At 69.6% G+C, this 23,442-nt stretch carries 17 protein-coding genes; 12 read left to right on the top strand and 5 right to left on the bottom strand.

From position 1 onward, the window contains the following. Positions 1 to 18: 18 nt before the first annotated feature. Both AC07OD_RS09745 and AC07OD_RS09740 read right to left on the bottom strand, forming a co-directional pair. Complete coding sequence (locus AC07OD_RS09745) at positions 19 to 804, bottom strand: ABC transporter ATP-binding protein (RefSeq protein WP_055400027.1); 786 nt, start codon at positions 802 to 804, stop codon at positions 19 to 21. A 37-nt stretch (positions 805 to 841) separates the two neighbouring features. Continuing rightward, positions 842 to 2,788 (bottom strand): AMP-dependent synthetase/ligase, encoded by a 1,947-nt coding sequence (locus AC07OD_RS09740; RefSeq protein WP_218341427.1) that lies wholly within the window; start codon positions 2,786 to 2,788, stop codon positions 842 to 844. Between the two features lie 237 nt (positions 2,789 to 3,025). Between AC07OD_RS09740 and AC07OD_RS09735 the strand changes: the two genes are divergently transcribed. The 3 genes from AC07OD_RS09735 to AC07OD_RS09725 all read left to right on the top strand — a co-directional run bounded on the left by AC07OD_RS09735 (position 3,026) and on the right by AC07OD_RS09725 (position 8,610). Continuing rightward, entirely contained in the window at positions 3,026 to 4,783 is a 1,758-nt protein-coding gene (locus AC07OD_RS09735; RefSeq protein WP_494596356.1) for an ExeA family protein, read from the top strand. A 2-nt stretch (positions 4,784 to 4,785) separates the two neighbouring features. Beyond that, a complete protein-coding gene (locus AC07OD_RS09730) occupies positions 4,786 to 5,637 on the top strand; it encodes a general secretion pathway protein GspB (RefSeq protein WP_494596354.1) in 852 nt (283 codons plus the stop codon). 567 nt (positions 5,638 to 6,204) lie between these two features. Beyond that, positions 6,205 to 8,610 carry a glycosyl hydrolase family 18 protein gene (locus tag AC07OD_RS09725; protein WP_494596353.1) on the top strand — a complete coding sequence of 802 codons (2,406 nt, stop codon included), beginning with the start codon at positions 6,205 to 6,207 and terminating at the stop codon, positions 8,608 to 8,610. Positions 8,611 to 8,692: 82 nt separating this feature from the next. Here AC07OD_RS09725 and AC07OD_RS09720 read toward each other — a convergent pair whose 3' ends face one another. Continuing rightward, on the bottom strand, positions 8,693 to 9,880 hold the full coding sequence (locus tag AC07OD_RS09720) for an ABC transporter substrate-binding protein (protein WP_492246297.1): 1,188 nt from the start codon (positions 9,878 to 9,880) through the stop codon (positions 8,693 to 8,695). A 172-nt stretch (positions 9,881 to 10,052) separates the two neighbouring features. Here AC07OD_RS09720 and AC07OD_RS09715 point away from each other — a divergent pair, with 172 nt between their 5' ends. Continuing rightward, positions 10,053 to 10,778 carry a Crp/Fnr family transcriptional regulator gene (locus tag AC07OD_RS09715; protein ID WP_255591280.1) on the top strand — a complete coding sequence of 242 codons (726 nt, stop codon included), beginning with the start codon at positions 10,053 to 10,055 and terminating at the stop codon, positions 10,776 to 10,778. Positions 10,779 to 10,791: 13 nt separating this feature from the next. Here the strand turns inward: AC07OD_RS09715 and AC07OD_RS09710 are convergent, their stop codons facing one another. Beyond that, positions 10,792 to 12,495 carry a methyl-accepting chemotaxis protein gene (locus AC07OD_RS09710; RefSeq protein WP_492246298.1) on the bottom strand — a complete coding sequence of 568 codons (1,704 nt, stop codon included), beginning with the start codon at positions 12,493 to 12,495 and terminating at the stop codon, positions 10,792 to 10,794. Positions 12,496 to 12,654: 159 nt separating this feature from the next. Here AC07OD_RS09710 and AC07OD_RS09705 point away from each other — a divergent pair, with 159 nt between their 5' ends. The 7 genes from AC07OD_RS09705 to AC07OD_RS09675 all read left to right on the top strand — a co-directional run bounded on the left by AC07OD_RS09705 (position 12,655) and on the right by AC07OD_RS09675 (position 20,311). Continuing rightward, positions 12,655 to 12,798 (top strand): hypothetical protein, encoded by a 144-nt coding sequence (locus AC07OD_RS09705; protein WP_492246299.1) that lies wholly within the window; start codon positions 12,655 to 12,657, stop codon positions 12,796 to 12,798. 91 nt (positions 12,799 to 12,889) lie between these two features. After that, positions 12,890 to 13,786, top strand: coding sequence for a DUF4394 domain-containing protein (locus AC07OD_RS09700; protein WP_492246300.1), 897 nt, complete (start codon positions 12,890 to 12,892; stop codon positions 13,784 to 13,786). Between the two features lie 68 nt (positions 13,787 to 13,854). Then, positions 13,855 to 14,433, top strand: coding sequence for a methylamine utilization protein (locus tag AC07OD_RS09695; RefSeq protein ID WP_492246364.1), 579 nt, complete (start codon positions 13,855 to 13,857; stop codon positions 14,431 to 14,433). Further along, a complete protein-coding gene (locus tag AC07OD_RS09690) occupies positions 14,433 to 16,778 on the top strand; it encodes a putative bifunctional diguanylate cyclase/phosphodiesterase (protein ID WP_492246301.1) in 2,346 nt (781 codons plus the stop codon). Before AC07OD_RS09695 ends, AC07OD_RS09690 begins: the two co-directional genes overlap by 1 nt. Positions 16,779 to 16,884: 106 nt before the next feature. Next, positions 16,885 to 17,910, top strand: coding sequence for a pseudouridine synthase (locus tag AC07OD_RS09685; RefSeq protein ID WP_494596348.1), 1,026 nt, complete (start codon positions 16,885 to 16,887; stop codon positions 17,908 to 17,910). A gap of 64 nt (positions 17,911 to 17,974) precedes the next feature. Then, complete coding sequence (locus tag AC07OD_RS09680) at positions 17,975 to 19,264, top strand: esterase/lipase family protein (RefSeq protein ID WP_494596346.1); 1,290 nt, start codon at positions 17,975 to 17,977, stop codon at positions 19,262 to 19,264. 111 nt (positions 19,265 to 19,375) lie between these two features. Continuing rightward, positions 19,376 to 20,311, top strand: a complete 936-nt coding sequence (locus tag AC07OD_RS09675) for an exopolyphosphatase (RefSeq protein ID WP_218293065.1) — start codon at positions 19,376 to 19,378, stop codon at positions 20,309 to 20,311. A gap of 11 nt (positions 20,312 to 20,322) precedes the next feature. Here the strand turns inward: AC07OD_RS09675 and aqpZ are convergent, their stop codons facing one another. Further along, positions 20,323 to 21,018, bottom strand: coding sequence for an aquaporin Z (gene aqpZ, locus AC07OD_RS09670; RefSeq protein ID WP_218293066.1), 696 nt, complete (start codon positions 21,016 to 21,018; stop codon positions 20,323 to 20,325). Positions 21,019 to 21,347: 329 nt separating this feature from the next. On the opposite strand from aqpZ, the gene htpG reads away from it, so the two are divergent. Then, a complete protein-coding gene (gene htpG, locus AC07OD_RS09665; RefSeq protein ID WP_494596343.1) occupies positions 21,348 to 23,324 on the top strand; it encodes a molecular chaperone HtpG in 1,977 nt (658 codons plus the stop codon). Positions 23,325 to 23,442: the final 118 nt, after the last annotated feature.

Below are 23,442 nucleotides of genomic sequence, written 5' to 3'. Positions count from 1 at the left end.
TGTTTTTTTCTCCCGCCCTTAGTGGCTCGTGCCCAGATAGGCACTGATCACGTCTTCGTTGTTGCGCACTTCGTCGGGGCTGCCGTCGCCGATCTTCTTGCCGTAGTCGAGCACCACCACCCGGTCGCTGATGTCCATCACCACGCCCATGTCGTGCTCGATGAGCACGATGGTGGTGCCGAACTCGTCGTTCACGTCGAGGATGAAGCGGCACATGTCCTGCTTCTCTTCCACGTTCATGCCGGCCATGGGCTCGTCGAGCAGCAGCACCTGGGGCTCCATGGCCAGGGCCCGGCCCAGGTCCACGCGCTTTTGCAGGCCGTAGGGCAGCTGGCCCACGGGGGTCTTGCGGAAGGCCTGGATTTCCAGGAAGTCGATGATGTGCTCGACGTATTCGCGGTGGCGGATCTCCTCGCGCTCGGCCGGGCCGATGCGCAGCGCCTGCATCAGCAGGTTGCTTTTGATCTTGAGGTTGCGCCCGGTCATGATGTTGTCGATCACGCTCATGCCCTTGAACAGCGCCAGGTTCTGGAACGTGCGCGCCACGCCCATCTCGGCCACCTGGCGCGAGTTCATGTGCGAGAAGGTCTTGCCGCGGAAGGTGATGGAGCCGTCCTGCGGCGTGTACACGCCGTTGATGCAGTTGAGCATGGAACTCTTGCCCGCGCCGTTGGGGCCGATGATGGCGCGGATCTCGTGCTCCTTGACGTTGAACGAGATGTCCGTCAGCGCCTTCACACCGCCAAACCGCAGGCTGATGTTCTTGACGTCGAGGATGACGTCACCGATCTTCTTTTTGGTCATGGATTGAATGCCTGGACTCAATGGGTGGGGTGCGGGGTCATGCGGCCTTTTTCACCGGCGCGAAGGTCTTGGTGTCCGACAGCTTCAGGGTGGCACTCACGCTGCCGGTGCGGCCGTCCTCGAACTTGACCTGGGTCTCGATGTACTGCTCGGTGCGGCCCGCGTAGAGAGCGTCCACGAGCACGCCGTATTTCTCGGCGATGAAGCCGCGGCGGACCTTGTTGGTGCGCGTGAGCTCGCCGTCGTCGGCATCGAGTTCCTTGTGCAGCACCAGGAAGCGGCTGACCTGGCTGCCCGCCAGCATGGAATCGGTGGCGAGGTCGGCGTTGACCTTCTCGATGCACTCGCGGATCAGTTCGTACACGTCGGGCTTTTGCGCCAGGTCGGTGTAGCCCGCGTAGGGCAGGTTGCGGCGCTCGGCCCAGTTGCCCACGGCGTCGAAGTCGATGTTGACCATCACACACACCTTCTCGCGGCCGTCGCCCAGCGCGACCACTTCCTTGATGTGCGGGAAGAACTTGAGCTTGTTCTCCACATACTTGGGCGCGAACATGGCGCCATCGTTGGCGCCGCCCTTGATGCGGCCCACGTCCTTCACGCGGTCAATGATCTTGAGGTGGCCGTGCGCGTCGAGGAAGCCCGCGTCGCTCGTGTGGTACCAGCCGTCGGCCGTGAGCACCTCGGCCGTGGCCTTGGGGTTCTTGTAGTACTCCTTGAGCAGGCCGGCGGACTTGACCAGGATCTCGCCATTGTCGGCGACCTTGATCTCCACGCCCCGGATGGGCACGCCCACGGTGTCGGCGCGCGCCTGGTTGTCGGGCTGCAGGCACACGAACACGGCGGTCTCGGTGGAGCCGTACAGCTGCTTCAAGTTGATGCCGATGGAGCGGTAGAAGGTGAACAGGTCAGGCCCGATGGCCTCGCCCGCCGTGTAGGCCACGCGCACGCGGCTGAAACCCAGGTTGTTGCGCAGCGGGCCGTACACCAGCAGGTTGCCCAGGGCGTACTTGATGCGGTCGAGCGTGCCCACCGGCAGGCCGTCCATGAGCGCGGGGCCCACGCGCTGGGCCACGGCCATGCAGGCCTGGAACATCTTGCGCTTGAGGGTGCCCGCGTCTTCCATGCGGATCATCACGCTGGTGAGCAGGCCTTCGAAGATGCGTGGTGGCGCGAAGTAGTAGGTGGGGCCCACTTCCTTCAGGTCGATGGTCACGGTGCTGGCCGACTCGGGGCAGTTCACCACGTAGCCGCAGGCCAGCCACTGCGCATAGCTGAAGATGTTCTGGCCGATCCAGGCCGGGGGCAGGTAGGCCAGCACCTCTTCGCTGCTGGTGAGCTTGTCGAACTCGGCGCCCGCGGATGCGCGGTCCAGCAGCGTGCTGTGGGTGTGCACCACGCCCTTGGGGTTGCCCGTGGTGCCCGAGGTGAAGAACATCGCCGCCACATCGTCGGGCTGGGCCTTGGCCACCTCGGCGCGGAACCACTGGGGGTTCCTGGCGGCATGCGCCTTGCCCGCCTCGATCAGCGAGTCCAGCGACGCGAGGCCTTCTTCCTCGTAGTTGCGCAGGCCGCGCGGATCGTCAAAGAAGATGTTCGAGATCTGCGGGCACTGCGCGCGGATCTCGAGCAGCTTGTCGACCTGTTCCTGGTCTTCCACCAGGCAAAAGCGCACCTCGGCGTTGTTCAGGGGGAAGATGCATTCCGCGCCCACGGCGTCCTGGTACAGGGGCACCGGAATGGCGCCCAGCGATTGCGCAGCGAGCATGGTGGCATACAGGCGGGGGCGGTTGGCGCCGATCACCACCATGTGCTCGTGGCGCTGCAGGCCCGCCAGGTGCAGGCCGGCCGCCACCTGTTCCACCAGGCGCACCAGGTCGGCCCAGCTGTGGGTCTGCCAGATGCCGTATTCTTTTTCGCGCAGCGCCGGCGCGTCGGGGCGCTCGGCGGCATGCTTGAGCAGCAATTGCGGGAACGTGGTCTTCATTCCGGTTCCTAAAAGTAAGAGGTGTCGGCCCGGGGGCTGCCGGGGCGCGGCTGGGTGCCTTGTGGCAGCGCGTTGGGTCCAATGCTAGGACCCACTTTGACGCCATCTTGTCTTGCCGACGACAATTTACGGGAAACTACTCGGTGGGTGAAACCCTGCCTCCCTGTCCGGGCAGGCCCCGCGCTGTGCCCGGGTACGGCCGGGGGGCGTTTCATGGCAGGGCGGTATCCTCACGGCATGTACGCCCCGTTTTTCGGTCTTCAGCATCCCCCGTTTTCCATAGCACCGGACCCGCGCTACCTGTTCATGAGCGAGCGGCACCGCGAGGCGCTGGCGCACCTCCTGTATGGGCTGGACGCGGGCGGCGGCTTCGTGCTGCTCACCGGCGAGGTGGGCACGGGCAAGACCACGGTGTGCCGCTGTTTCCTGGAGCAGATTCCGGCGAACTGCAACGTGGCCTACATCTTCAATCCCAAGCTCACCGTGGGCGAGCTGCTGCGTTCCATCTGCGACGAGTTCGGCGTGCCGCACAAGCCGGCCGTGCCGGGGGTGGAGACGGTCAAGGACTGCATCGACCCGCTCAACGCGTCGCTGCTGGCCGCGCACGCCTCGGGGCGCAACAACGTGCTCATCATCGACGAGGCACAGAACCTCGCGGCCGACGTGCTGGAGCAGTTGCGCCTGCTCACCAACCTGGAGACCAGCGAGCGCAAGCTGCTGCAGATCATTCTCATCGGCCAGCCCGAGCTGCGCGCCATGGTGGCGCGGCCTTCGATGGAGCAGCTGGCCCAGCGCGTGATCGCGCGCTTTCACCTGGACGCCCTGACCCCGCTGGAGACGCAGCAGTACATCGCGCACCGCCTCGCCGTGGCCGGGCTCAACGGGCCGATCCCGTTCGAGCGGCGCGCCATCCAGCGCGTGCATGCGCTCTCCCACGGCGTGCCCCGGCGCATCAACCTGCTGTGCGACCGGGCGCTGCTCGGCGCCTACGCGGCGGGGGCGCGCCAGGTCACCAGGGCCATCGTCAACCGCGCCGCGCGCGAAGTGTTCGACGCACCGGCATCGGCCGCCGCGGCGCGCAGCGCGCGGCCACCGCTGCCGCGCTGGGCGTCCACGGGCCTGGGCGCCGTGGCGGGTGCCGTGGCCGTGGCGGCCGCGGGCTGGGCGCTGGGCCTGTGGCCCGCGCCGCAGCCGGGGCCGCAGGCGGCCACGGGCGCCGGGGCCGCTCCATCGCGCGCGGCCTCCCGTCCCGCCGCCACGCCCCCGCCGCCCGTAGCCGCGCCCCTGGTGGCGCCCGCGGTGCTGGCGGCGGCGTCCACCGCGTCCGCCGCGCAGGGGGCGGCCGCGGCCGCCATCCCGCCGGGGGCGCAACCTTCCGCGCTGGAGCAATTCGTGCTGGCGCAGCCCGCCAGCGACGCGCCGGCCTGGCAGGCGCTGGCCTCGGCCTGGGGCGTGAAGCTGCCCGCGGGGGCGGACGCTTGCGCCACCTTGCCGCGCGAGGGGCTGCGCTGCTACCGCAACCGCCGCGCGGGCCTGAACCTGGTGCGGCAGATCGACCGGCCCGTGCTGCTCGCGCTGTATCCGTCGGATGAAGCCGAGGCCCCGGTCTCCGTGCTGCTGCGCGGCCTGGACGGCGAGACCGCCGCGCTGGAAGGCGGCGGCCGTACGCTGCGGGTGCCGGTGGCCGAACTGGCGCAGGCGTGGCGCGGCGACATCGCCACGCTGTGGCGCGCCCCGGCCGGCATGCCCGATCGCGGCGAGATCAGCGACACCCCGGCCGGCGCGGCCTGGCTGGACCAGCAACTGGCCAGCAAGGCGGCCGGCGGCACGGGCTCCGGCAGCCGGCCGGTGACACCCGCGCTGCGCCAGTCGCGCATCCACCGCTTCCAGCTGGCCCAGGGCGTGACGCCCGATGGCCGTGCCGGCCCCCTGACACTCATGCTGCTCAACCGCGCCACGGGCGTGAACGAGCCGCGCCTGCGCAACGGAGACTGACCATGTCCTACATCCTTGATGCGCTGCGGCGTGCCGACGCCGAACGCGGCCGGGGGGCCGTGCCGGGCCTGCACTCCCAGGCCGCGCCCGCGGCCGGGGAATTGCCCGCCGTCCACCGGGCGGCGCCGGCCCCGCTCTGGGCCGTGGCGGTGGTGGTGGTGGGCGTGGCCGGGCTGGCGGCCGGTGGTACCTGGTGGGCCCTGCGGCCGCAGGCCCCGGTGGCGACGGCGGCGGCCCCGGCCGCGCCCGCCGTGGTGGCGCCTGCCCCTGCCGCGCCCGCCACACCCACAGCACCTGCCACGACGGCAGCTCCAGTGGCGCCGCCGCCCCCCTTGGCTTCTTCCGTGCCCGCGCCGGCGCCGCCGCCAGAGCCCGCGCTCGCCCGGGCGGCCCCGCCGGCACCCGAGCCGCGCCCGGCGGACAGCAAGCGCGCGGCGGACAAGCGTGGCGGCACCGCGCGTGAGCGCGAGCGGCCTGTGGCCGCGGTGGTGGTGGCACCACCCGCCGCACGGGCGCCGGCGGCCGATCCGGCGCGCCCGCGTGAGTCGCTTGGCGCGCCGCTCCCAGCCAACGGGTCTGCCCCGCGCTCCACGCAGGACCCCGGCGCTGCGCCGCCCGCGAGCCCGGTGTTCGCCCAGACCGACCTGCCGGACACCCTGCGCGCGCAGTTGCCCGCGCTCAAGGTCACGGGGGCCACGCATTCCAGCAACCCGGTGTACCGCATGGCCATCGTCAACGGGCAGGTGCTGCACGAGGGCGACCAGGCCGCGCCGGGCCTGGTGCTGGAGAAGATCGAGCCGGGGCGCACGGTCTGGACCTTCCGCGGCTACCGGTACGCGGTGGCCGCGCAATAGGGCGTCCCCGGGGCGCCGGCACCCCCTGGGATGCCGGCCGGTGCGTCTGCATGACGCCTGCCGCTCCACCAGGGCCGCCCGTGGCGCGGCCGTGGACTCTTTTGCTCTCCTGGCGCGGGCCGCGCTGAGCGCGCTTTTGCGGGGCTGGCCGCCGCCGCAGGGCGAACGCCTGGGCTCCGTGCGGCCCGGTGGACCGCGGTGCGCCACCGGGGGGAGCCCGCGCCGGTGCACGGGGCGGCCACGCCTTTCTGCCGCGCGCCGCGTTCGGGGTGGGGGGGTGGAGCGGGTCTTACGACCCGGCGCACAAGGTCGTAGGACATCAGTCGGATGGATTTGCCGCCCACCGCTTCGGACAATGGGCCCGGTGGCGGAGCGCTGCCTGCAAGGCCTGCGCTCCTGCCTGCCGCCGCCAAAGCGCCGTGCCTGCTGCCGGTATGAATCCAATAGCAAAGAATCAATATGGGACAAGCGTCAAAGCCACATTTGATTCAGGAATCACACCGTTCTGCCGCGCGGCGTTTTTGTTTTCTTTTGCCCTTTGCCTTGTCTTCCAGGAGAAATTTCACCATGCCCCATCTACCAGCGGCGAGGGAGCGCGCAGCGCGCTCCTGGCGCATCCGGTCCCGCCATGCAGGGACCCTGCTGCGGCTATTGGCCGTCTCCTGGATGCTGGCCGGCGGCAGCGCGATGGCGCAGGCCAGTTGCGCGCCGGGCCAGTGGCTGGCGGAGTACTTTCCCAATACCGGACTGTCCGGCGCACCGGTGCTGACCCGCTGCGAGGAGGGGCCGATCGACCGCTACTGGATGACCGACAGCCCCGACCCCCGGCTGCCGGTGGACGGTTTCTCGGCGCGCTGGACGGCCTCGGTGCCCTTTGCGGCCGGCACCGCCCGGTTCGTGACGTTCACCGACGATGGCGTGCGCGTGTTCGTCAACGGCCAGCGGGTGATCGACAACTGGACCCCGCACGGCATCACGATGGACGTGGCCGAACTGCCCCTGGCGGCCGGCAACCATACGGTGCGCATGGAGTATTTCGAGGCCGGCGGAGAAGGCCTGGCCCAGCTCGTCATCGAAGGCGGGGCCGAGCCGCCGCCGCCCGCGCCGCCACGCATCCTGTCGTTCGGGGCGGACCCGGGCACCATTGACGCTGGCGCCACGAGCACCCTGGCGTGGAGCACCGAGAACGCCGCCACGTGCACGGCATCCGGCGGCTGGAGCGGCGACCGCCCCGTCAGCGGCACCGCCCCCGCCAGCCCGGTGGTGACGACCACCTACAGCCTGAGCTGCAGCAACGCGCAGGGAGACGCCACCGGGGCCTCCACGGTGATCCTCGTGCGCAACAGTCCGCCGCCGGTGCCCCCCACCATCGCCAGCTTCGCCGCGACGCCCAGCCGCATCCGGCCGGGAGAAAGCGCGCGCCTGGACTGGCAGTCGCAGAACGCCTCCGGCTGCACCGCCTCGGGTGGCTGGAGCGGTGCGCGCCCGGTGCAGGGCAGCGAGCAGGTCAGTCCTGCCGCCAGCGCCGCCTACACGCTGGAGTGCGTCAACAGCGCGGGCCAGGCCACCAGCGCGCTCGTCAACGTGACGGTGGACGCAGGCAACCCGCTGCCCCCGGTGGGCGGCGTCACCGCCACGGCCACCCAGCAGGGCGTGCGTGTTGGCTGGAACCCCGTGACCAAGAGCGGCAAGTGGGTCAATGGCTACTACGCGGGCTGGTTCTGGAACCTGTTCCCGCCGGACGCCGTGGACATGACCACCATGACCCATTTCGTGTTCGGCCGCTATGCGCCCGCGCTGGGCTCGCTGCCCGGCGGACAGGCGGGCGATCTGCTGGAGGGCGCCGGAACGGGCCATCTGGCCAACGTGGAGGACGCGCTGATCGCCAAGGCCCATGCGGCGGGCGTCAAGGCGGTGATGATGGTGGGCGGGGACAGCGATGGCGCGGGGTTCATCGCCGCCACGGCGAACCCCACGGTGCGCGCACGCTTCATCAAGAACATCCTCGACAAGGCGGTGCAGAAAAACTACGACGGCGTGGACATCGACTGGGAAGAAAAGCTGGACACCGAGGTCGGCCGCGCCCAGGCCCTGGCGCTGCTGCGCGAGCTGCGCGCCGCCTCGGCGCTGCGTGCCCGCTACCAGGCGCCGAACGCGCCGCTGGAACTGAGCTGGCCCGGCTTCTGGGTGAACAAGAACCAGCCGGACATCACGCCCTGGCACGCCCAGGTGGCCGAGCTGGTGGACCAGTACAACCTGATGACCTACAGCATGGCGGGCGACTGGGGCTGGAAGTCGTGGCACCACTCCCCCCTGTTCGGCGAGGGCGACCTGCACCCCACGTCCATCGCCTCCACGGTGCAGGCCTACCTGAGCGCGGGCGTACCGCGCACCAAGCTGGGCATTGGCATCGGGCTCTACGGCGTGTACTACCCCCGTCCGGTGACGGGGCCGCGCCAGGACCTCACGGGCATGCAGGGCTGGGTGGACAACGGCGACTGGATGAACAACTACCAGCGCCTGGTGGAGGAAAACGCCTTCGGGCAGCCCGGCGCCGCGTATCGCTGGGACGACGTGGCCAAGCAGGGGTACATCACGTACTCGCAGCCCTGGTACCGGGGCTCCACGCCGGTCACCTACCTGAGCTTCGAGGATGAGCGCTCCATCGCCGAGAAGGGCAAATGGGTGCGCGAGCAGGGCCTGGGCGGCACGCTGGTGTGGACCATCAACTACGGCTATCTGCCGCAGTCCGGCACCAACCCGCAGATGCAGGCGGTCAAGAAGTCCTTCATTGCAAGCAGTGCCGCCAGCTACCGGGTGTACCGCGACGGCGTGGCGATCGCCACGGTCACCGATCCGGCCTACACCGACACCACCGCGCCCAGCGGCAGCCACAGCTACCAGGTCAGCATGCTGGATGCGTCCGGCAACGAAGGCCCCCTGTCCGCCGCGGTGGTGGTTCAGGTGCCCTGATTCCGCCCGCGCCACGGGGCGGGCGGCGCCCGTCCGGTGGCCGGGGGAGGGCAGAACGGCCGAAGGCCGCCGAGGCCCGGGCTCAGCGCAGGAAGCGCCCGTCGCGCCCGACCAGCGTCAGCTCGACAAAACGCGAGGCGTTGCGGTCCGGGGTGGTGGCATGGATCTCGAAGCCGCCCAGGTCCCACTTCTTGAGGTTCCAGGTGGCATCGATGAAGGCGGCGCGCGTGGCGTTGCGCCCCGCGCGCTGCAGTGCCTCGGCGAACACGCGGGCGTTGATGTAGCCCTCCAGCGCCAGGTGCGAAGGTTCTGCGGTGGCGCCCGCCGCCTTCCAGGCCGCCTGAAAGTCCCGCACCACCGGCATGACCGCATTGGAGGGCAGCGGGACGACCTGCGAGATCGCCATGCCCGTGGCGTCCGCGCCCAGGGCCTTCACGGTGGCGGGCGTGCCCATCACCGACAGCGCATACAGCGTCACGCCGCGCTTGATGGCGCGGAACGCCTTCACGAACTCCAGCGTGGGCTTGCCCGCCAGGCCGATCACGATGGCCTCGAGGTTGCCGCCCGCCAGCTTGGCCGCCGCCGTGCCCGCGTCCGAGGCATTGTTCTCCACCGTCACGGTCAGCGCCTCGGGCAGCTTGAGGCGGTCCATCGACTGCTTGGCGGCGGTGAACACCTCTTTGCCGAACGAGTTGTTCTGGTAGACGATGCCGATGCGCTGGATGCCGATGGTGGACAGGTGCTGCACCAGCTTTTCGGCCTCGTCGGCGTAGCTCGCGCGGATGTTGAACACGTTGCGGGCACTCTTGGTGCGGCTCAGCTGCGCGCCCGTGAACGGCGCGAAGAACGGGATCCCGCTGTCGACCACCTTGGGCAGCATGGCGTCGATCATGGGCGTGCCCATGCAGTTGAACAGCGCGAAGGTGCCCGGATCGGCCAGGAACTGCGTCACGTTGGCCAGCGCCTTGGGCACGTCGTAGCTGTCGTCCTGGGTGACCAGCTCGATGGTCTTGCCGTGGATGCCGCCCCGTGCATTGATGCCTGCAAACGCCGCCTTGGCGCCCTGGTGCATGGCCGAGCCGAGATCGCCCAGCGGGCCGGTGAGGGCGGTGGACTGTGCAATCCGGATGGCCCCTTCCTGCGCGCGGGCGCTGCCCAGTCCCAGCCAGGGCAGGCTGACGGCCGCGGCCAGCAGCTGGCGCCGGGCAAGGCGTGGCGAAGGGCGGATGGCTGGCCGTGCCAGGCCTGCGGGCGGGTGGTTGTCGGGCATGCGTGTCTCCTCGGGTGGCCCAGGCGGGCGCATCGGCTGCTGGGGAGGCGACATCATCCCGTCACAATTGACATTTTTTTGTCGTTCTGACGACAATCCGGGTCGTGGTATTCCCGCATCGCATGCCCCCTTTGTCGCTCTCCCCCGGACCCGCACCGCCATGGACTCACGCATGAACCAGGATCTTTCGCTCCACCAGCGGCGCCGGCCGCCCACGGTGGACGAGCTCGGCGGCATACCCTGGCTGAGCCTGCTGCTGCCCGCCGAGCGCGAGCGGGCCGTGGCGTCGCTGTTGGTGGGGGACGCCAACGCGGGCGACTACGTCTGCCGGGTGGGGCGGCCGGTGACCTACTGGTTTGGCGTGGTGGAGGGCCTGCTCAAGATGAGCAGCGACAACGCGCAGGGGCAGACCATGACCTACGCCGGCCTGCCGCCCGGGGGCTGGTTTGGCGAGGGCACGGCCTTGAAGCGCGAGCCCTACCGCTACAACATCCAGGCGCTGCGCAAGAGCGTGGTGGCCGGGTTGCCGATCGACAGCTTCCACTGGCTGCTGGACCACTCCATCGGCTTCAACCGCTTCGTGATGAACCAGCTCAACGAGCGGCTGGGCCAGTTCATCGCCGCGCGCGAGATCGACCGCCTGAACAACCCCGACGTGCGCGTGGCCCGCAGCCTGGCATCGCTGTTCAACCCGGTGCTGTACCCCGGCGTGGGGGAGGTGCTGCGCATCACGCAGCAGGAGCTGGCCTATCTGGTGGGCCTGTCGCGCCAGCGCGTGAACGAGGCGCTGGCGGCGCTGGAGGCGCAGGGCGCGATCCGGGTGGAATACGGCGGCCTGCGCGTGCTGGATCTGCTGGCGCTGCGCTCGAGCATCTTCCCGCTGCAGCAGGGCGTTTGAGCGGCGGCGGGCCTCAGCCCGGCAGCGAGGGTTGCTGGCCGCGCGAAGGGGGCTGCAGGCTGGCGCGCTGCGGGGGCGCCGGTACGGGCACCGGCGCGGGTGATGCGGCGCCGCCGCTCCAGTGGTTCTCGCCGCCGCCATCGCGCGTGAGGCGGAAGGTGCCCACCATCTGGGTGAGGCGGCCCGCCTGGTCCTTGAGGCTGTCGGCCGCCGCGGCCCCTTCCTCCACGAGGGCGGCGTTCTGCTGCGTCATTTCCTCGAGTTCGCCCACCGAATGGCTCACGTGGCCGATGCGCTGGCTCTGTTCCTGCGTGGCGGCGGTGATCTCGCCCATGATGTCGGACACGCGGCGCACCGACAGCACCAGCTCCTCGATGGTCTTGCCCGCGTGGTTCACCAGGGTGCTGCCCTCCTGCACCTGATGGACGCTGGCGCCGATCAGGGCCTTGATCTCGCGCGCGGCATTGGCCGAGCGGCCGGCCAGGCTGCGCACTTCGCCCGCCACGACGGCGAAGCCCCGGCCCTGTTCGCCGGCGCGGGCGGCTTCCACCGCGGCGTTGAGGGCCAGGATGTTGGTCTGGAAGGCGATGCCGTCGATCACGCTGATGATGTCGGCGATCTTGCGCGAACTGGCGCTGATGGTGTCCATGGTGCGCACGACCTGCGACACCACCTCGCCCCCGCGCGTGGCCGCGTCGGACGCGGTGGACGCGAGCTGGTTGGCCTGGCGGGCCGAGTCGGCGCTTTGCGACACGGTGCCGGTCAGGTCCACCAGCGCGGTGGCCGCGCCCTGCAGATTGTGCGAGGTCTGCTCGGTGCGCTGGCTCAGGTCCAGGTTGCCCGAGGCGACTTCCGAACTGGCCACGAGGATGGAGTCGGCGGTCTGGCCGATCTCGCCCACCAGCGTGCGCAGGCGCTCCTGCATGGCGGCGATGGCTTCCAGCAGGCGGCCGGTTTCGTCCTGGATGCGCACTTCCACCTGCGAGGTGAGGTCGCCGCGCGCGATGCGTTCCGCCACCACCACGGCGCGGCCGATGGGGGCGGTGATGCTGGCGGTGATGCGCCACGCGATCAGCGCGCCGAGCCCGATGGCCAGCAGCACCAGCAGGCCGCCCACCATGCGGGCGTTGCTCTGGGTCTGCTCGGCCGAGGCCGTGGCGTCGGCGTTGAGGCTGTTCTGCAGCTCGATGAGTTCGCGCAGCTTGGCGCGCCACGCGGTTTCCACGGGCGCCACGCGGGTCATCAGTGCCAGGGTCGCGCTCACCGTGTCGCCGTCGTCGGCCGATTTGATCGCGTTGTCGAGCTCGGGGCGCGCCTTGCGGCCCAGCGCCTGTACCTCGCCCAGCAGCTTGATCTCGGCGGGCGTGGCGCCGGCGGGGGTGAGGAGTTCGCCCAGGGCGGTTTCCTGGCGGCCGTATTCCTTGAGCGTCGCGGAAATGGCAGCGATCTGTTCGTGTGCCTGCTTGGGGTCGATGTCGTTGAGCATGGCCGCCGAGCGGCTCTGGATGCCGATGGCGCTCACGCTCTCCAGCATGCCGTTGACGAGCTTGGACTTGCTGGCGCCGGCACCGGTGACCTGGCGCATCTGCTCATGCACCTTGCCCACGGAAAGCTGGCCCACGGCAGCGACGGCCACCACCAGCACCAGCATGCAGCCGAAGCCCAGGCCGAGCCGGCTGGAGATCGACAGGGATTTGAGTGATGAAGCGGCCGGCATGGTGTTCCTTGAGGTCTCTGGGTGCAATGGATCGGGATGCACAAGGCAAAGCAATAACGGGGCCCGCATCAGCCGGGCCGGCGGCCGCGACCCGCACGCCGGCCCAGGGCAGTGTAGGCAGAATTGACAAGAAGTGTCATGAGGCTTGCGGATGGCGCCATGCCCGTTGTGCATGGGCGTTTGTTACAAATGGCCTTCCAGGGCGTGCACCACTCCCGCAGGGCAGAAGGCGGGGTGGAGGCTGTGGAAAATGAAGGAAAACGCAGCAAGGCGGCGTATTGCATTGGGTTTTTTGCTATTTGATTGGTAGCATTTGGCGGGTGCTTCGTTGGCCGGTGGCTCCCGGTGGCGCACCCCATCATGTATAAACCCGTTACAGATGTGAGGCCTCAGGATGAACCCGCTTTCCCTCCCCCTGGCGTGCCGCGCCGCCGCCGCCGCGCTGGTGGTCGCCGCGCTCGCCAGCTGCGCCACGGCACCCGCGCCCGGGCCGGACCAGCGCGAACTGGTCGTCGCGGTCACGGCGTCGCACGAGCTCATCACCTTCCATGCCGGCCAGCCGGAGCGCATCCTGGAGCGCCGCTCCGTGACGGGCCTGGCCCCGGGCGAGCGACTGGTGGGCCTGGACTTTCGCGTGGCGCGCGGCGTGCTGTATGCGCTCTCGCAGGCGGGGCGGCTGTACACGCTCGACATCCCCACCGGGGCCCTGCGCCCCGTGGGCCCAACGCCGGCCGTCCTGGCCCTGCGGGGGACGGCCTTCGGCTTTGATTTCAACCCCGTGGCCGACCGCATCCGCGTCGTCTCGAACGCGGGCCAGAACCTGCGGCTGCACCCGGACACCGGCGCCGTGGTGGACGGCGACCCGGCCGTCGAGGGCGTGCAGCCCGACCCGGCCCTGCGCTATGCCTGGAGCGACACGAACGCCGGCCGCGCGCCCGATATCGCGGGCGCCGCCTATACCTACAACGCGCAGGACGGCAAGCTCACCACCAACTACGCCATCGACCGTGCGCTCGGCGTGCTGGTGACGCAGGGCTCGCGGGAAGGCGCCACGCCCGTGGTGTCGCCCAACACCGGCCAGCTGCGCACCGTGGGGCCGCTGGGCCTGGGGCCCCTGACCGATGTGTCGTTCGACATCTCGGATGTCGGCAACACCGCGCTGATCGCCGTGCGCACGCCGGCCGACGGCCAGACGCGGCTGCACCTGGTGAACCTGGACACTGGCGCCACCCGTGCGCTGGGCAGGGTGGGCGAGGGCGCGCCCTTGCTGGGCATGGCCATCGAACCATGACGCATGCCTGCTTTCCCGCGCGCCGCACCGGGCGCCCGGTGGCCGCGTTCCTGCTGGCCGGTGCGTGCATGGCGGGCCTGGCCACGGCGGCGCGGGGTGCCACGGTGCAGGTGGACGTGCTGGACACCGCGGGCAAGCCGCTGGCCGACGCCGTGGTGTTCCTCGACTCGGCCGACGCGGCCCGGCAGGCCCGGCCGCTGGCCAGTGTGGAGATGGCGCAGGAGAAACGAAGGTTCGTGCCCGGCGTGCTCGTGGTGCCGGTGGGCACCGAGGTGCGCTTTCCCAACCATGACTCGGTGCGCCACCACGTCTATTCGTTCTCGCCCGCCAAGAAATTCGAGCTCAAGCTCTACACCGGTACGCCCTCCAATCCCGTGCTGTTCGACCGGCCGGGCGTGGTGGTGCTCGGCTGCAACATCCACGACCAGATGGTGGGCTGGATCCTGGTGGTGGACACCCCGCACTACGCGCGCAGCTCCGCCGCCACGGGCAGGGCGCAGCTCGACAATGTGCCGCCCGGCACCTACACGCTGCGCGCCTGGCACACGCGGCTGCCGGTGGGCGCCCCCGCGCAGGAGCAGGCGCTGACGGTGCCCGCCGCCGGCGGCGCCGCCGCGTCGGTGCGTTTGGCGGGGTTGCAGCCTTGATGCAGCTGCGCCTGCTGCGGCGCAGCCTGATCCTGCGGCTGGTGGGACTCTCGCTGCTGCTGCTGCTCATCGTGCAGGCGGCGGGTTTTGCGGTGGTGCGCGCCACCATCGAGCGCAATGCGCGCGCCCAGATCGCCCAGGCCCTGGACCTGGACGAGAACGTCTGGCGCCGGCTCCTCGAACAGAACGCCGACAAGCTGCGCCAGGGCTCGGCCCTGCTCGCGGCCGACTACGGCTTTCGCTCCGCCGTGAATTCGGGCGACGAGGAAACCATCCAGTCCGTGCTGGAGAACCACGGCAGCCGCATCGGCGCCGCCGTGACGGCGCTGCTGGGCACCGACCTCGCGCTGCGCGCGGTCAGCCTGTCGGGCAGCATGGAGGCGTTTCCGGCCACCCTGCGCGAACTGGTGCCGCCGCTGGCCGCGCAGGCCCAGGGCAGCCAGATCGCGGTGATGGACGGCGTGCCCTACCAGTTCGTGATGGTGCCGCTGCGCGCACCGGTGGTCATCGGCTGGGTGCTGATGGGCTTTCCCATCCACCAGCCGCTGGCCGACGAGATGCGGCAATTGCTGTCGGTGCATGTGGCGCTGGTCGTCCAGGGCGCGGACGGCTCGGTCCAGGTGCCCGTGAGCACGCTGCCGCCCGGCCCGCTGGCGCTGCTGCAGCGCCAGGGAATTGCTTCGGGTGAACTGCAGACGCCGGAAGGCACCTTGCTGGCGCGCACCATCCGCCTGCACAGCGTGGGCGGCGAGGTGCAGGCGCTGCTGCTGCGCTCGGTGGACGAGGTGCTCGCGCCCTACCGCCAGCTGCAGGTGCTGCTGGCCATCATCACCGTCGCCGGCGTGCTGCTGTTCGCGGTGGGCACGGGGCTGGTGGCGCAGCGCCTGACCACGCCGCTGCGCTCGCTGCTGGCCGCCACGCAGCGCCTCTCGCGCGGCGAGTACGACGTGCCGCTGGCGCACACCGCCCGCAGCGACGAGATCGGCAACCTCGCGCGCTCGTTCGACCATATGCGCGTGGACATCGGCGCGCAGCAAACGGAAATCCGCCGCCTGGCCTACTGGGACCGGCTCACCGGACTGCCCAACCGGGAGCGCTTTCGCGAAGCGGTGGTGCAGGCGATCGCGGGCGCGGGCGGCGTGGCGGCAGGGCCACCGCAGCCGCTGGCCGTGCTCACGCTCGACCTGGACCGCTTCAAGCATGTGAACGACGTGCTCGGCTATGCCTTCGGCGACCGCCTGCTGCAGGCCGTGGCCGAGCGCCTGCGCCAGCAGGTGCCGTTGCCCGGCCACATGGTGGCACGCCTGGGCGGCAACGAATTCGCCGTGCTGCTGCAGGGCGCCGATGCGGCCGCCGCCCACGACACCGCGCTGCGCATCACGCGCTCGTTCGAGGAGCCGCTGGCCTTCGAGGACCAGACGGTGGACCTGAGCGCCGGGATCGGCATTGCCTGCTGGCCAGGCGACGCGGACGATGCCGACACGCTGCTCAGCCGTTCCGAGATCGCCATGTACGCCGCCAAGCGCAAGCTCAGCGGGGCGCTGCAGTACGACGCGTCGTTCGATTCGGCCAGCACGCAGACCCTGTCCCTGCTGACCGAACTGCGCCGCGCCGTCGAACACCGCGAACTGCGCCTGTACCTGCAGCCCAAGGTGGCGCTGCGCGGCCAGCCCGGCCTGGCCGCCGAGGCCCTGGTGCGCTGGCAGCATCCGCAGCGCGGCCTGGTGCCGCCCATGCAGTTCATCCCGTTCGCCGAGCAGACGGGCTTTGTGCGCCAGCTCACGCTGTGGATGTTCGAGGAGGTCGCGCGCCTGCTGGCCGACCCGCGCACCCGGGGCCTGCCGCTCAGGGTCTCGGTCAACCTGTCCACGCGCGACCTGCTGGACCCGGAGCTCAGCGCGCGGCTGGCCGACATCCTGGTGCGCCATGGCGTGTCCGCCAGCGCCTTCTGCCTGGAGATCACCGAAAGCGCCATCATGGACGACCCCCAGCGCGCCGAGGCCATGCTCAACCGCCTGTCCCAGCAGGGCTTCAAGCTCTCCATCGACGATTTCGGCACGGGGTACTCCTCGCTGGCCTACCTCAAGCGCCTGCCGGTGGACGAGCTCAAGATCGACAAATCGTTCGTGATGGGCATGGCGGCGGGCGAGGACGACGCGATGATCGTGCGCTCGACCATCGACCTGGCACACAACCTGGGGCTCAGCGTGGTGGCCGAGGGCGTGGAAACCGCGGACATCCTGGAGCGGCTGCGCTCACTGGCGTGCGACGAGGCGCAGGGCTACCACATCGCACGGCCCCTGCCCGTCGATGATTTCCTGGCCTGGCAGGCGCGCCAGGGGTAAGCTGTCCGGTTTTTCACCGGTGGCGGATGCCGCAGAGGCACCGCCGGCCGGCCTTTCCGCGCCGGGCCCGCAAGGCCCGTGCGGCCCACAGGCGAAAATACGCGCAATGTCCTCTTCCAGTTCCCGTCCGCCCGCCGGCCCCGCAGCGGCTCCAGCCCCGGATGCCGGCGGCCCGTCCGCACCCGCGCCGCGCCCCGTGCTTCGCCGTCCCGTCGTCGAAGCCAAGGCGGCCAAGGCAGCGCCCGCCCGTCCCGCGCCGCCGCCCCGGCCCTCCCGCGCGCCCGCACCGCCCACCTACCGCACGGCGTCGGGTGGCTTTGTCGCGCCGGTGCGGCAGGCACCCCCGCCTGCCGCACGCACCGTGGCACCCAACGGCCTGGTCAGCTCCCGCCTGAACAAGCGCATGGCCGAACTGGGCATGTGCTCCCGGCGCGAGGCGGATGACTGGATCGCCCAGGGCTGGGTCAAGGTCAATGGCGAGGTCGCGGAGATGGGCGTGCAGGTGCTGCCCACCGACCGCATCGAGGTCGACAAGGTCGCCCAGGGGTTCCAGGAGCAGCGCGTCACCATCCTGCTGCACAAGCCCATGGGCTATGTGAGCGGGCAGGCCGAGGACGGCCACACGCCCGCCGTGGCGTTGATCAACCCCCGCACGCACTGGCGCGACGACCCCAGCCGCAACCGGTTCTCGCCGCCGCAGCTGCGTGGCCTGGCGCCGGCCGGGCGGCTGGACATCGATTCGGTGGGCCTGCTCGTTCTCACCCAGGACGGCCGCGTGGCGCGCCAGCTCATCGGCGAGGACTCCACGGTGGACAAGGAGTACCTCGTGCGCGTGCAGTACGGCGATGTCGCCACCGACGTGCAGTCGGCCTTCCCGCGCGAACAGCTCGCGCGGCTGTGCCACGGCCTGGCGCTCGACGGCCAGCCGCTCAAGCACGCCCAGGTCGACTGGCAGAACCCCGAGCAGCTGCGCTTCGTGCTCACCGAAGGCAAGAAGCGCCAGATCCGCCGCATGTGCGAGCTGGTGGGGCTCAAGGTGGTGGGGCTCAAGCGCATTCGCATCGGCCGTGTCACCCTGGGCAACCTGCCGGTCGGGCAGTGGCGCTACCTTTCTCCCGGCGAACGGTTCTGACAGGCCGGGCGCCCCGGCTTCTTCCTGTGTCGCTTGACCATTCCTGAACGGAGCCTTTCCACCCATGTCCCCATCACCGCGCCGCGGCGCCAATGCAGCCGGCCCCGGGGCAAGGCGCCCCGCCGAACCCTCCACGCCGGGCCCCCTGCGGCAGTTGCGCGTTTCCGACCTGCGCGGCGTGGCACGGCTGGCCACGCAGGCCACCACGGGCATCAGCCGCGTGGCCGAGGGCGTGCACCAGTCGGTGCTGGGCACCCTGGGTTTGCCTGGCGGGGCGCAGCCCGGGCAGGCGCGGGGCCTCACGGGGCTGGTCTACCAGAGCATTCGGGGCGTGACATGGCTCGTGGATGCGGGGCTGCAGGCGGGCCTGGCGCGGCTGGAGCCGTTTTTCGAGCCTGCCGTGCCGCACACCGGCGTGCAGTGGGAGCGCGAGGCCGTGCTGGCCGCCCTCAACGGCGTGATGGGGGACCGCCTCCAGCGCGACGGCAACCCGCTGTGCACCCGCATGGGGTTCCACCGGGAGGGGCTGCCGCTCGACCTGCCCGCCCTGGCCGCCAGCGGCGCGGCCACCGGCAAGGTGCTGGTGCTGGTCCACGGCCTGTGCATGAACGATCTGCAGTGGCGGCACGGCGGCCATGACCATGGCGCCTACCTCGCGCAGGCGCTGGGCTGCACGCCGGTCTACCTGCGCTACAACACGGGCCTGCACACCTGCGCCAATGGCGCGGAGCTCGCGGCGCAGCTGGAATCCCTCGTGAGGGACTGGCCGGTGCCCGTGACGGAGGTGGCGGTGCTGGCCCACAGCATGGGCGGGCTGGTCGCGCGCAGTGCGTGCCACCAGGCGGTGGCGCAGGGGCTGGGCTGGCCGGCGCTGCTGCGCCACCTGGTGTGCCTGGGCACGCCCCACCATGGCGCGCCGCTGGAAAAAGCCGGCCACTGGGTGGACATCCTGCTGGGCAGCACGCCGTATTCGCGCCCCTTCGCACGGCTGGCGCAGCTGCGCAGCGCGGGCATCACCGACCTGCGCCACGGCCACGTGCTGGAATCCGACGGGCAGGGGCGCGACCGCTTTCACCGCCAGCCTGACCGGCGCGTTCCGGTGCCGCTGCCCGAGGGCGTGGCCTGCCATGCCATCGCCGCCACGCTGGCCGCGCGGCGCAGTCCGGTGGCCGAGCGGCTGGTGGGCGACGGGTTGGTGCCGTTGCACAGTGCCCTGGGCATCCATGATGATGCGCGGCGGACCCTGGGTTTTGCCAAGGATCGGCAGGCCGTGTTCCACCGGATGGGCCATCTGGCGCTGCTGGGCGATGCGGGCGTGGCGCGGCAGCTGGAGCAGTGGCTTCGGCCCGCGTGAGCGGCAAAGGGAGAAAAGCGGTCCGGTGGTCCGCTTTTCCATGCCAACGGCCTTGTGGGGCCATGGCCCGCGGCTACCATGTGGCCATGAATATGTGACAAGGAGAAACTAGTGAGCGACGTGAAATACCGGCTGGTAACCCGCAGCGACTTCGACGGCCTCGTGTGTGCCGTGCTGCTCAATGAGCTCAATCTCATCGACGAGATCACCTTCGTGCACCCGAAGGACATGCAGGACGGCAAGATCGCCATCACCAGCCGCGACATCACCACCAACCTGCCCTATGTGCCGGGGGCCCACCTGGTCTTCGACCACCACGAATCGGAAACCGTGCGCAACTCGGGCCGGCGCGACGAAAACCACATCATCGAGGCCCATGCGCCGTCGGCGGCCCGCGTGGTCTACAACCACTACGGCGGCAAGGCGGCCTTTCCGCGCATCACCGACGAAATGATGGCGGCGGTGGACCAGGCCGACTCCGCCCAGTACTCCCGCGAAGACATCCTGGACCCCCAGGGCTGGGTGCTGCTGAACTACATGATGGATTCGCGCACGGGACTGGGGCGTTTCCGCGACTTCCGCATCAGCAACTATGCGCTGATGATGGACCTCATCCAGTATTGCCGCGACCACGACATCGCCGACATCCTGGCCCTGCCCGACGTGCAGGAGCGCGTGCAGCTGTACCGAGACCATGCCCCCAAGGCCCAGGAGCAGCTGCAGCGCTGCGCCATCCGCATCGGCAAGCTGGTGGTGCTGGACCTGCGCGAGGAAGAAACCATCTGGGCCACCAACCGCTTCATGATCTACGCGCTGTTCCCCCAGTGCAACATCTCCATCCACGTGATGTGGGGCCTGCAAAAGCAGAACACGGTGTTCGCCACGGGCAAGTCCATCCTCGACCGCAGCAGCCAGGTGCACATCGGCAACCTCATGCTGGAGTTTGGCGGCGGCGGGCATGCGGCCGCGGGCACCTGCCAGGTGGCCAACGACAAGGCCGACAAGATCCTGCAGACGCTGGTGCAGCGCATCACGATCGAGGGCTGAAGCCCGCCCCCTCAGTCGTCGCTGAGCAGCGCGCGGTAGATGGCGGCGCCCAGCAGCGCGCCTGCGATGGGCGCTGCCCAGAACACCCACAGTTCCGACAGCGCATAGGCCGGGCCAAACAGCGCCGGGCCGGTGCTGCGCGCGGGGTTGACCGAGGTGTTGGTCACCGGGATGGAGATCAGGTGGATGAGCGTGAGGCACAGGCCGATCGCCAGCCCGCCAAAGCCGCTGGCCGCGCGTTTGGCCGTGGCGCCCAGGATCACGATGAGGAACACGGCCGTCAGCACGACCTCCGTCACCACGGCGGCCACCAGGCCATAGCCGCCGGGGGAGTGTTCGCCATAGCCGTTGGTGGCGAAACCCCCGATGTCCGCGCCCGGCTTGCCGGTGGCGATGAGGTACAGCACGCCCGCCGCGGCGATGGCGCCCAGCACCTGGGCCAGCACGTAGCCGGGCAGCTCGGACGCCTTGAAGCGGCCACCCAGCGCCAGCCCCACCGACACGGCGGGATTGAAGTGCCCGCCCGAGATCGGTCCCAGGGCATAGGCCCCTGTCAGCACCGTGAGGCCAAAGGCCAGGGACACGCCGACAAAACCAATGCCCAGCTGCGGGAAGGCGGCAGCCAGCACGGCGCTGCCGCAGCCTCCCAGGGTCAGCCAGAACGTGCCGAGGAACTCGGCGGACCATTTTTGAAGGGATGTGGGCATGGCAGGACGGCTCCGAAAGAAAAAAGGGCACAGGGCTCTGGAAGGCTGCTCTCTTCGGAACAGCGGCGGCGCGTGCATCTTATGGGGGGCAAATGACAAAAAATACTGCCAGTTGCCTGCAGATTGTCAACAATCTTCAGCGCCCGGCCCCGTCTGCCCGCCGTCTGCAGGGACGGACGGCAGGCCGCGCCGGAGGCCGCCGTGTGCGAAACACCCTTGAAATCAGCCAGTCCGCCCCGAGGTGAACACGCGCGAACGCCTTTCCTCGCCACCCCCGTGGCCCGTGAAAGGCGTTCCCTTGCACCTTACACAGCAATCTCCAAGACACCATGAGCACCAAACAGACCCTGTCTTTCCAGGCCGAAGTGGCCCAGCTGCTGCACCTTGTCACGCACTCGCTGTACTCCAACCAGGAGATCTTCCTGCGCGAGCTGATCTCCAACGCCTCGGACGCGTGCGACAAGCTGCGCTTCGAAGGCCTGAACAATTCCGCGCTGTTCGAGGACGCTCCCAACCTGGAAGTGCGCGTGACCTTCGACAAGGACGCGAAGACGCTCACCATCACCGACAACGGCATCGGCATGAGCCAGCAGGAGGCCATCGAGCATCTGGGCACCATCGCCAAGAGCGGCACCAAGGACTTCATGGGCAAGCTCTCGGGCGACCAGAAGCAGGACGCGCAGCTCATCGGCCAGTTCGGCGTGGGCTTCTATTCGGGCTTCATCGTGGCCGACAAGATCACGGTCGAGTCGCGCCGCGCGGGCCTGCCTGCCGGCGAAGGCGTGCGCTGGGTGAGCGGCGGCACGGGTGACTTCGAGGTGGAAACCATTACCCGTCCGCAGCGCGGCACCAGCATCATCCTGCACCTGCGCGACGACGCCGAGGAATACCTCAACGCCTGGAAGCTCAAGTCCGTCATCGCCAAGTACTCCGACCACATCAGCCTGCCCATCCTCATGGAAAAGGAAGAGTGGAAAGACGGCGAGCTGATCAACCCTTCGGACGAGAACGGCGGCCGCCAGCCGGGCGCCATGGTCAAGACCGGCGAGTGGGAAACCATCAACAAGGCCAGCGCGCTGTGGAGCCGCCCCAAGAAGGACATCACGGACGAGCAGTACGCCGAGTTCTACAAGACCATCAGCCACGACCACGAGGCCCCGCTGACCTGGGCGCACAACCGCGTCGAGGGCAACACCGAGTACACGCAGCTCCTGTACATCCCCGCCAAGGCGCCGTTCGACCTGTGGAACCGGGACAAGAAGGCCGGCGTGAAGCTGTACGTCAAGCGCGTGTTCATCATGGACGACGCCGAGGCGCTGATGCCCACCTACCTGCGTTTCGTCAAGGGCGTGATCGACTCGGCCGACCTGCCGCTGAACGTGAGCCGCGAGCTGCTGCAGGAAAGCCGCGACGTGCGCGCCATCCGCGAAGGCTCGACCAAGCGCGTGCTCAGCATGCTGGAAGACCTGGCCAAGCACGACAAGCATGAGGCCACGGCGGGCGACGACGGTGTGACGGACGTGGTCGACGCCGACGACAAGGCCAAGGAAGGCAAGTACAGCCAGTTCTACGCCGAATTCGGCGCCGTGCTCAAGGAAGGCCTGGGCGAAGACTTTGGCAACCGCGAGCGCCTGGCCAGGCTGCTGCGTTTTGCGTCCACCACCAGCGACACCGCCACCGTGGGCTTTGCCGATTACAAGGCCCGCATGAAGGAAGGCCAGGAGGCCATCTACTACATCACCGCCGACACCCTGGCGGCGGCCAAGAACAGCCCGCAGCTCGAAGTCTTCAAGAAGAAGGGCATCGAGGTGCTGCTCATGACCGACCGCGTGGACGAGTGGGCGCTGAACTACCTGCACGAATTCGACGGCACGCCGCTGCAAAGCGTGGCCAAGGGCGCGGTGGACCTGGGCAAGCTGCAGGACGAGGCCGAGAAGAAGGCCGCCGAAGAGGCCGCCGAGACCTTCAAGCCCGTGCTCGCCAAGCTCAAGGAGGCGCTCAAGGACAAGGCCGAGGACGTGCGCGTGACCACGCGCCTCGTCGATTCACCCGCGTGCCTGGTGGTGCAGGACGATGGCATGAGCACCCAGCTCGCGCGCATGCTCAAGCAGGCGGGCCAGCAGGCGCCGGAGACCAAGCCCGTGCTGGAGGTCAATGCCGAGCATGCGCTGGTCAAGAAGCTCGACGGCAGCGTGCATTTCCACGACCTCGCGCACATCCTGTTCGACCAGGCGCTGCTGGCCGAAGGCGGCCTGCCCGAAGACCCGGCGGCCTACGTGCGGCGGGTGAATGCGCTGCTGGTGTGACGGGGATGAAATAGGCTTCTGGAGCCCGGCCATCAAGCGCCGATAGCTATTAAAAATAGAGCAAACCCCGTCGATGCCAGGGCATCACGGGGTTTTTTTGCGCCGGCGCTGGCGTCCT

Source organism: Acidovorax sp. GW821-FHT10E03 (assembly GCF_059415205.1).
The sequence above is the reverse complement of the archived record's forward strand: the minus strand, read 5'-3'. Positions and strand labels throughout refer to the sequence as shown.

Excerpts from the sequence above, each read along its gene's own strand:
- AC07OD_RS09695 (WP_492246364.1), top strand. The coding sequence starts at position 13,855 with ATGGCGGGCCTGGCCACGGCGGCGCGGGGTGCCACGGTGCAGGTGGAC.
- AC07OD_RS09715 (WP_255591280.1), top strand. The coding sequence starts at position 10,053 with ATGAACCAGGATCTTTCGCTCCACCAGCGGCGCCGGCCGCCCACGGTG.
- AC07OD_RS09680 (WP_494596346.1), top strand. The coding sequence starts at position 17,975 with ATGTCCCCATCACCGCGCCGCGGCGCCAATGCAGCCGGCCCCGGGGCA.
- AC07OD_RS09705 (WP_492246299.1), top strand. The coding sequence starts at position 12,655 with ATGCCCGTTGTGCATGGGCGTTTGTTACAAATGGCCTTCCAGGGCGTG.
- AC07OD_RS09700 (WP_492246300.1), top strand. The coding sequence starts at position 12,890 with ATGAACCCGCTTTCCCTCCCCCTGGCGTGCCGCGCCGCCGCCGCCGCG.
- AC07OD_RS09745 (WP_055400027.1), bottom strand. The coding sequence starts at position 804 with ATGACCAAAAAGAAGATCGGTGACGTCATCCTCGACGTCAAGAACATC.
- AC07OD_RS09720 (WP_492246297.1), bottom strand. The coding sequence starts at position 9,880 with ATGCCCGACAACCACCCGCCCGCAGGCCTGGCACGGCCAGCCATCCGC.
- aqpZ (WP_218293066.1), bottom strand. The coding sequence starts at position 21,018 with ATGCCCACATCCCTTCAAAAATGGTCCGCCGAGTTCCTCGGCACGTTC.
- AC07OD_RS09730 (WP_494596354.1), top strand. The coding sequence starts at position 4,786 with ATGTCCTACATCCTTGATGCGCTGCGGCGTGCCGACGCCGAACGCGGC.
- AC07OD_RS09710 (WP_492246298.1), bottom strand. The coding sequence starts at position 12,495 with ATGCCGGCCGCTTCATCACTCAAATCCCTGTCGATCTCCAGCCGGCTC.
- AC07OD_RS09740 (WP_218341427.1), bottom strand. The coding sequence starts at position 2,788 with ATGAAGACCACGTTCCCGCAATTGCTGCTCAAGCATGCCGCCGAGCGC.
- AC07OD_RS09725 (WP_494596353.1), top strand. The coding sequence starts at position 6,205 with ATGCCCCATCTACCAGCGGCGAGGGAGCGCGCAGCGCGCTCCTGGCGC.
- htpG (WP_494596343.1), top strand. The coding sequence starts at position 21,348 with ATGAGCACCAAACAGACCCTGTCTTTCCAGGCCGAAGTGGCCCAGCTG.
- AC07OD_RS09690 (WP_492246301.1), top strand. The coding sequence starts at position 14,433 with ATGCAGCTGCGCCTGCTGCGGCGCAGCCTGATCCTGCGGCTGGTGGGA.
- AC07OD_RS09685 (WP_494596348.1), top strand. The coding sequence starts at position 16,885 with ATGTCCTCTTCCAGTTCCCGTCCGCCCGCCGGCCCCGCAGCGGCTCCA.
- AC07OD_RS09735 (WP_494596356.1), top strand. The coding sequence starts at position 3,026 with ATGTACGCCCCGTTTTTCGGTCTTCAGCATCCCCCGTTTTCCATAGCA.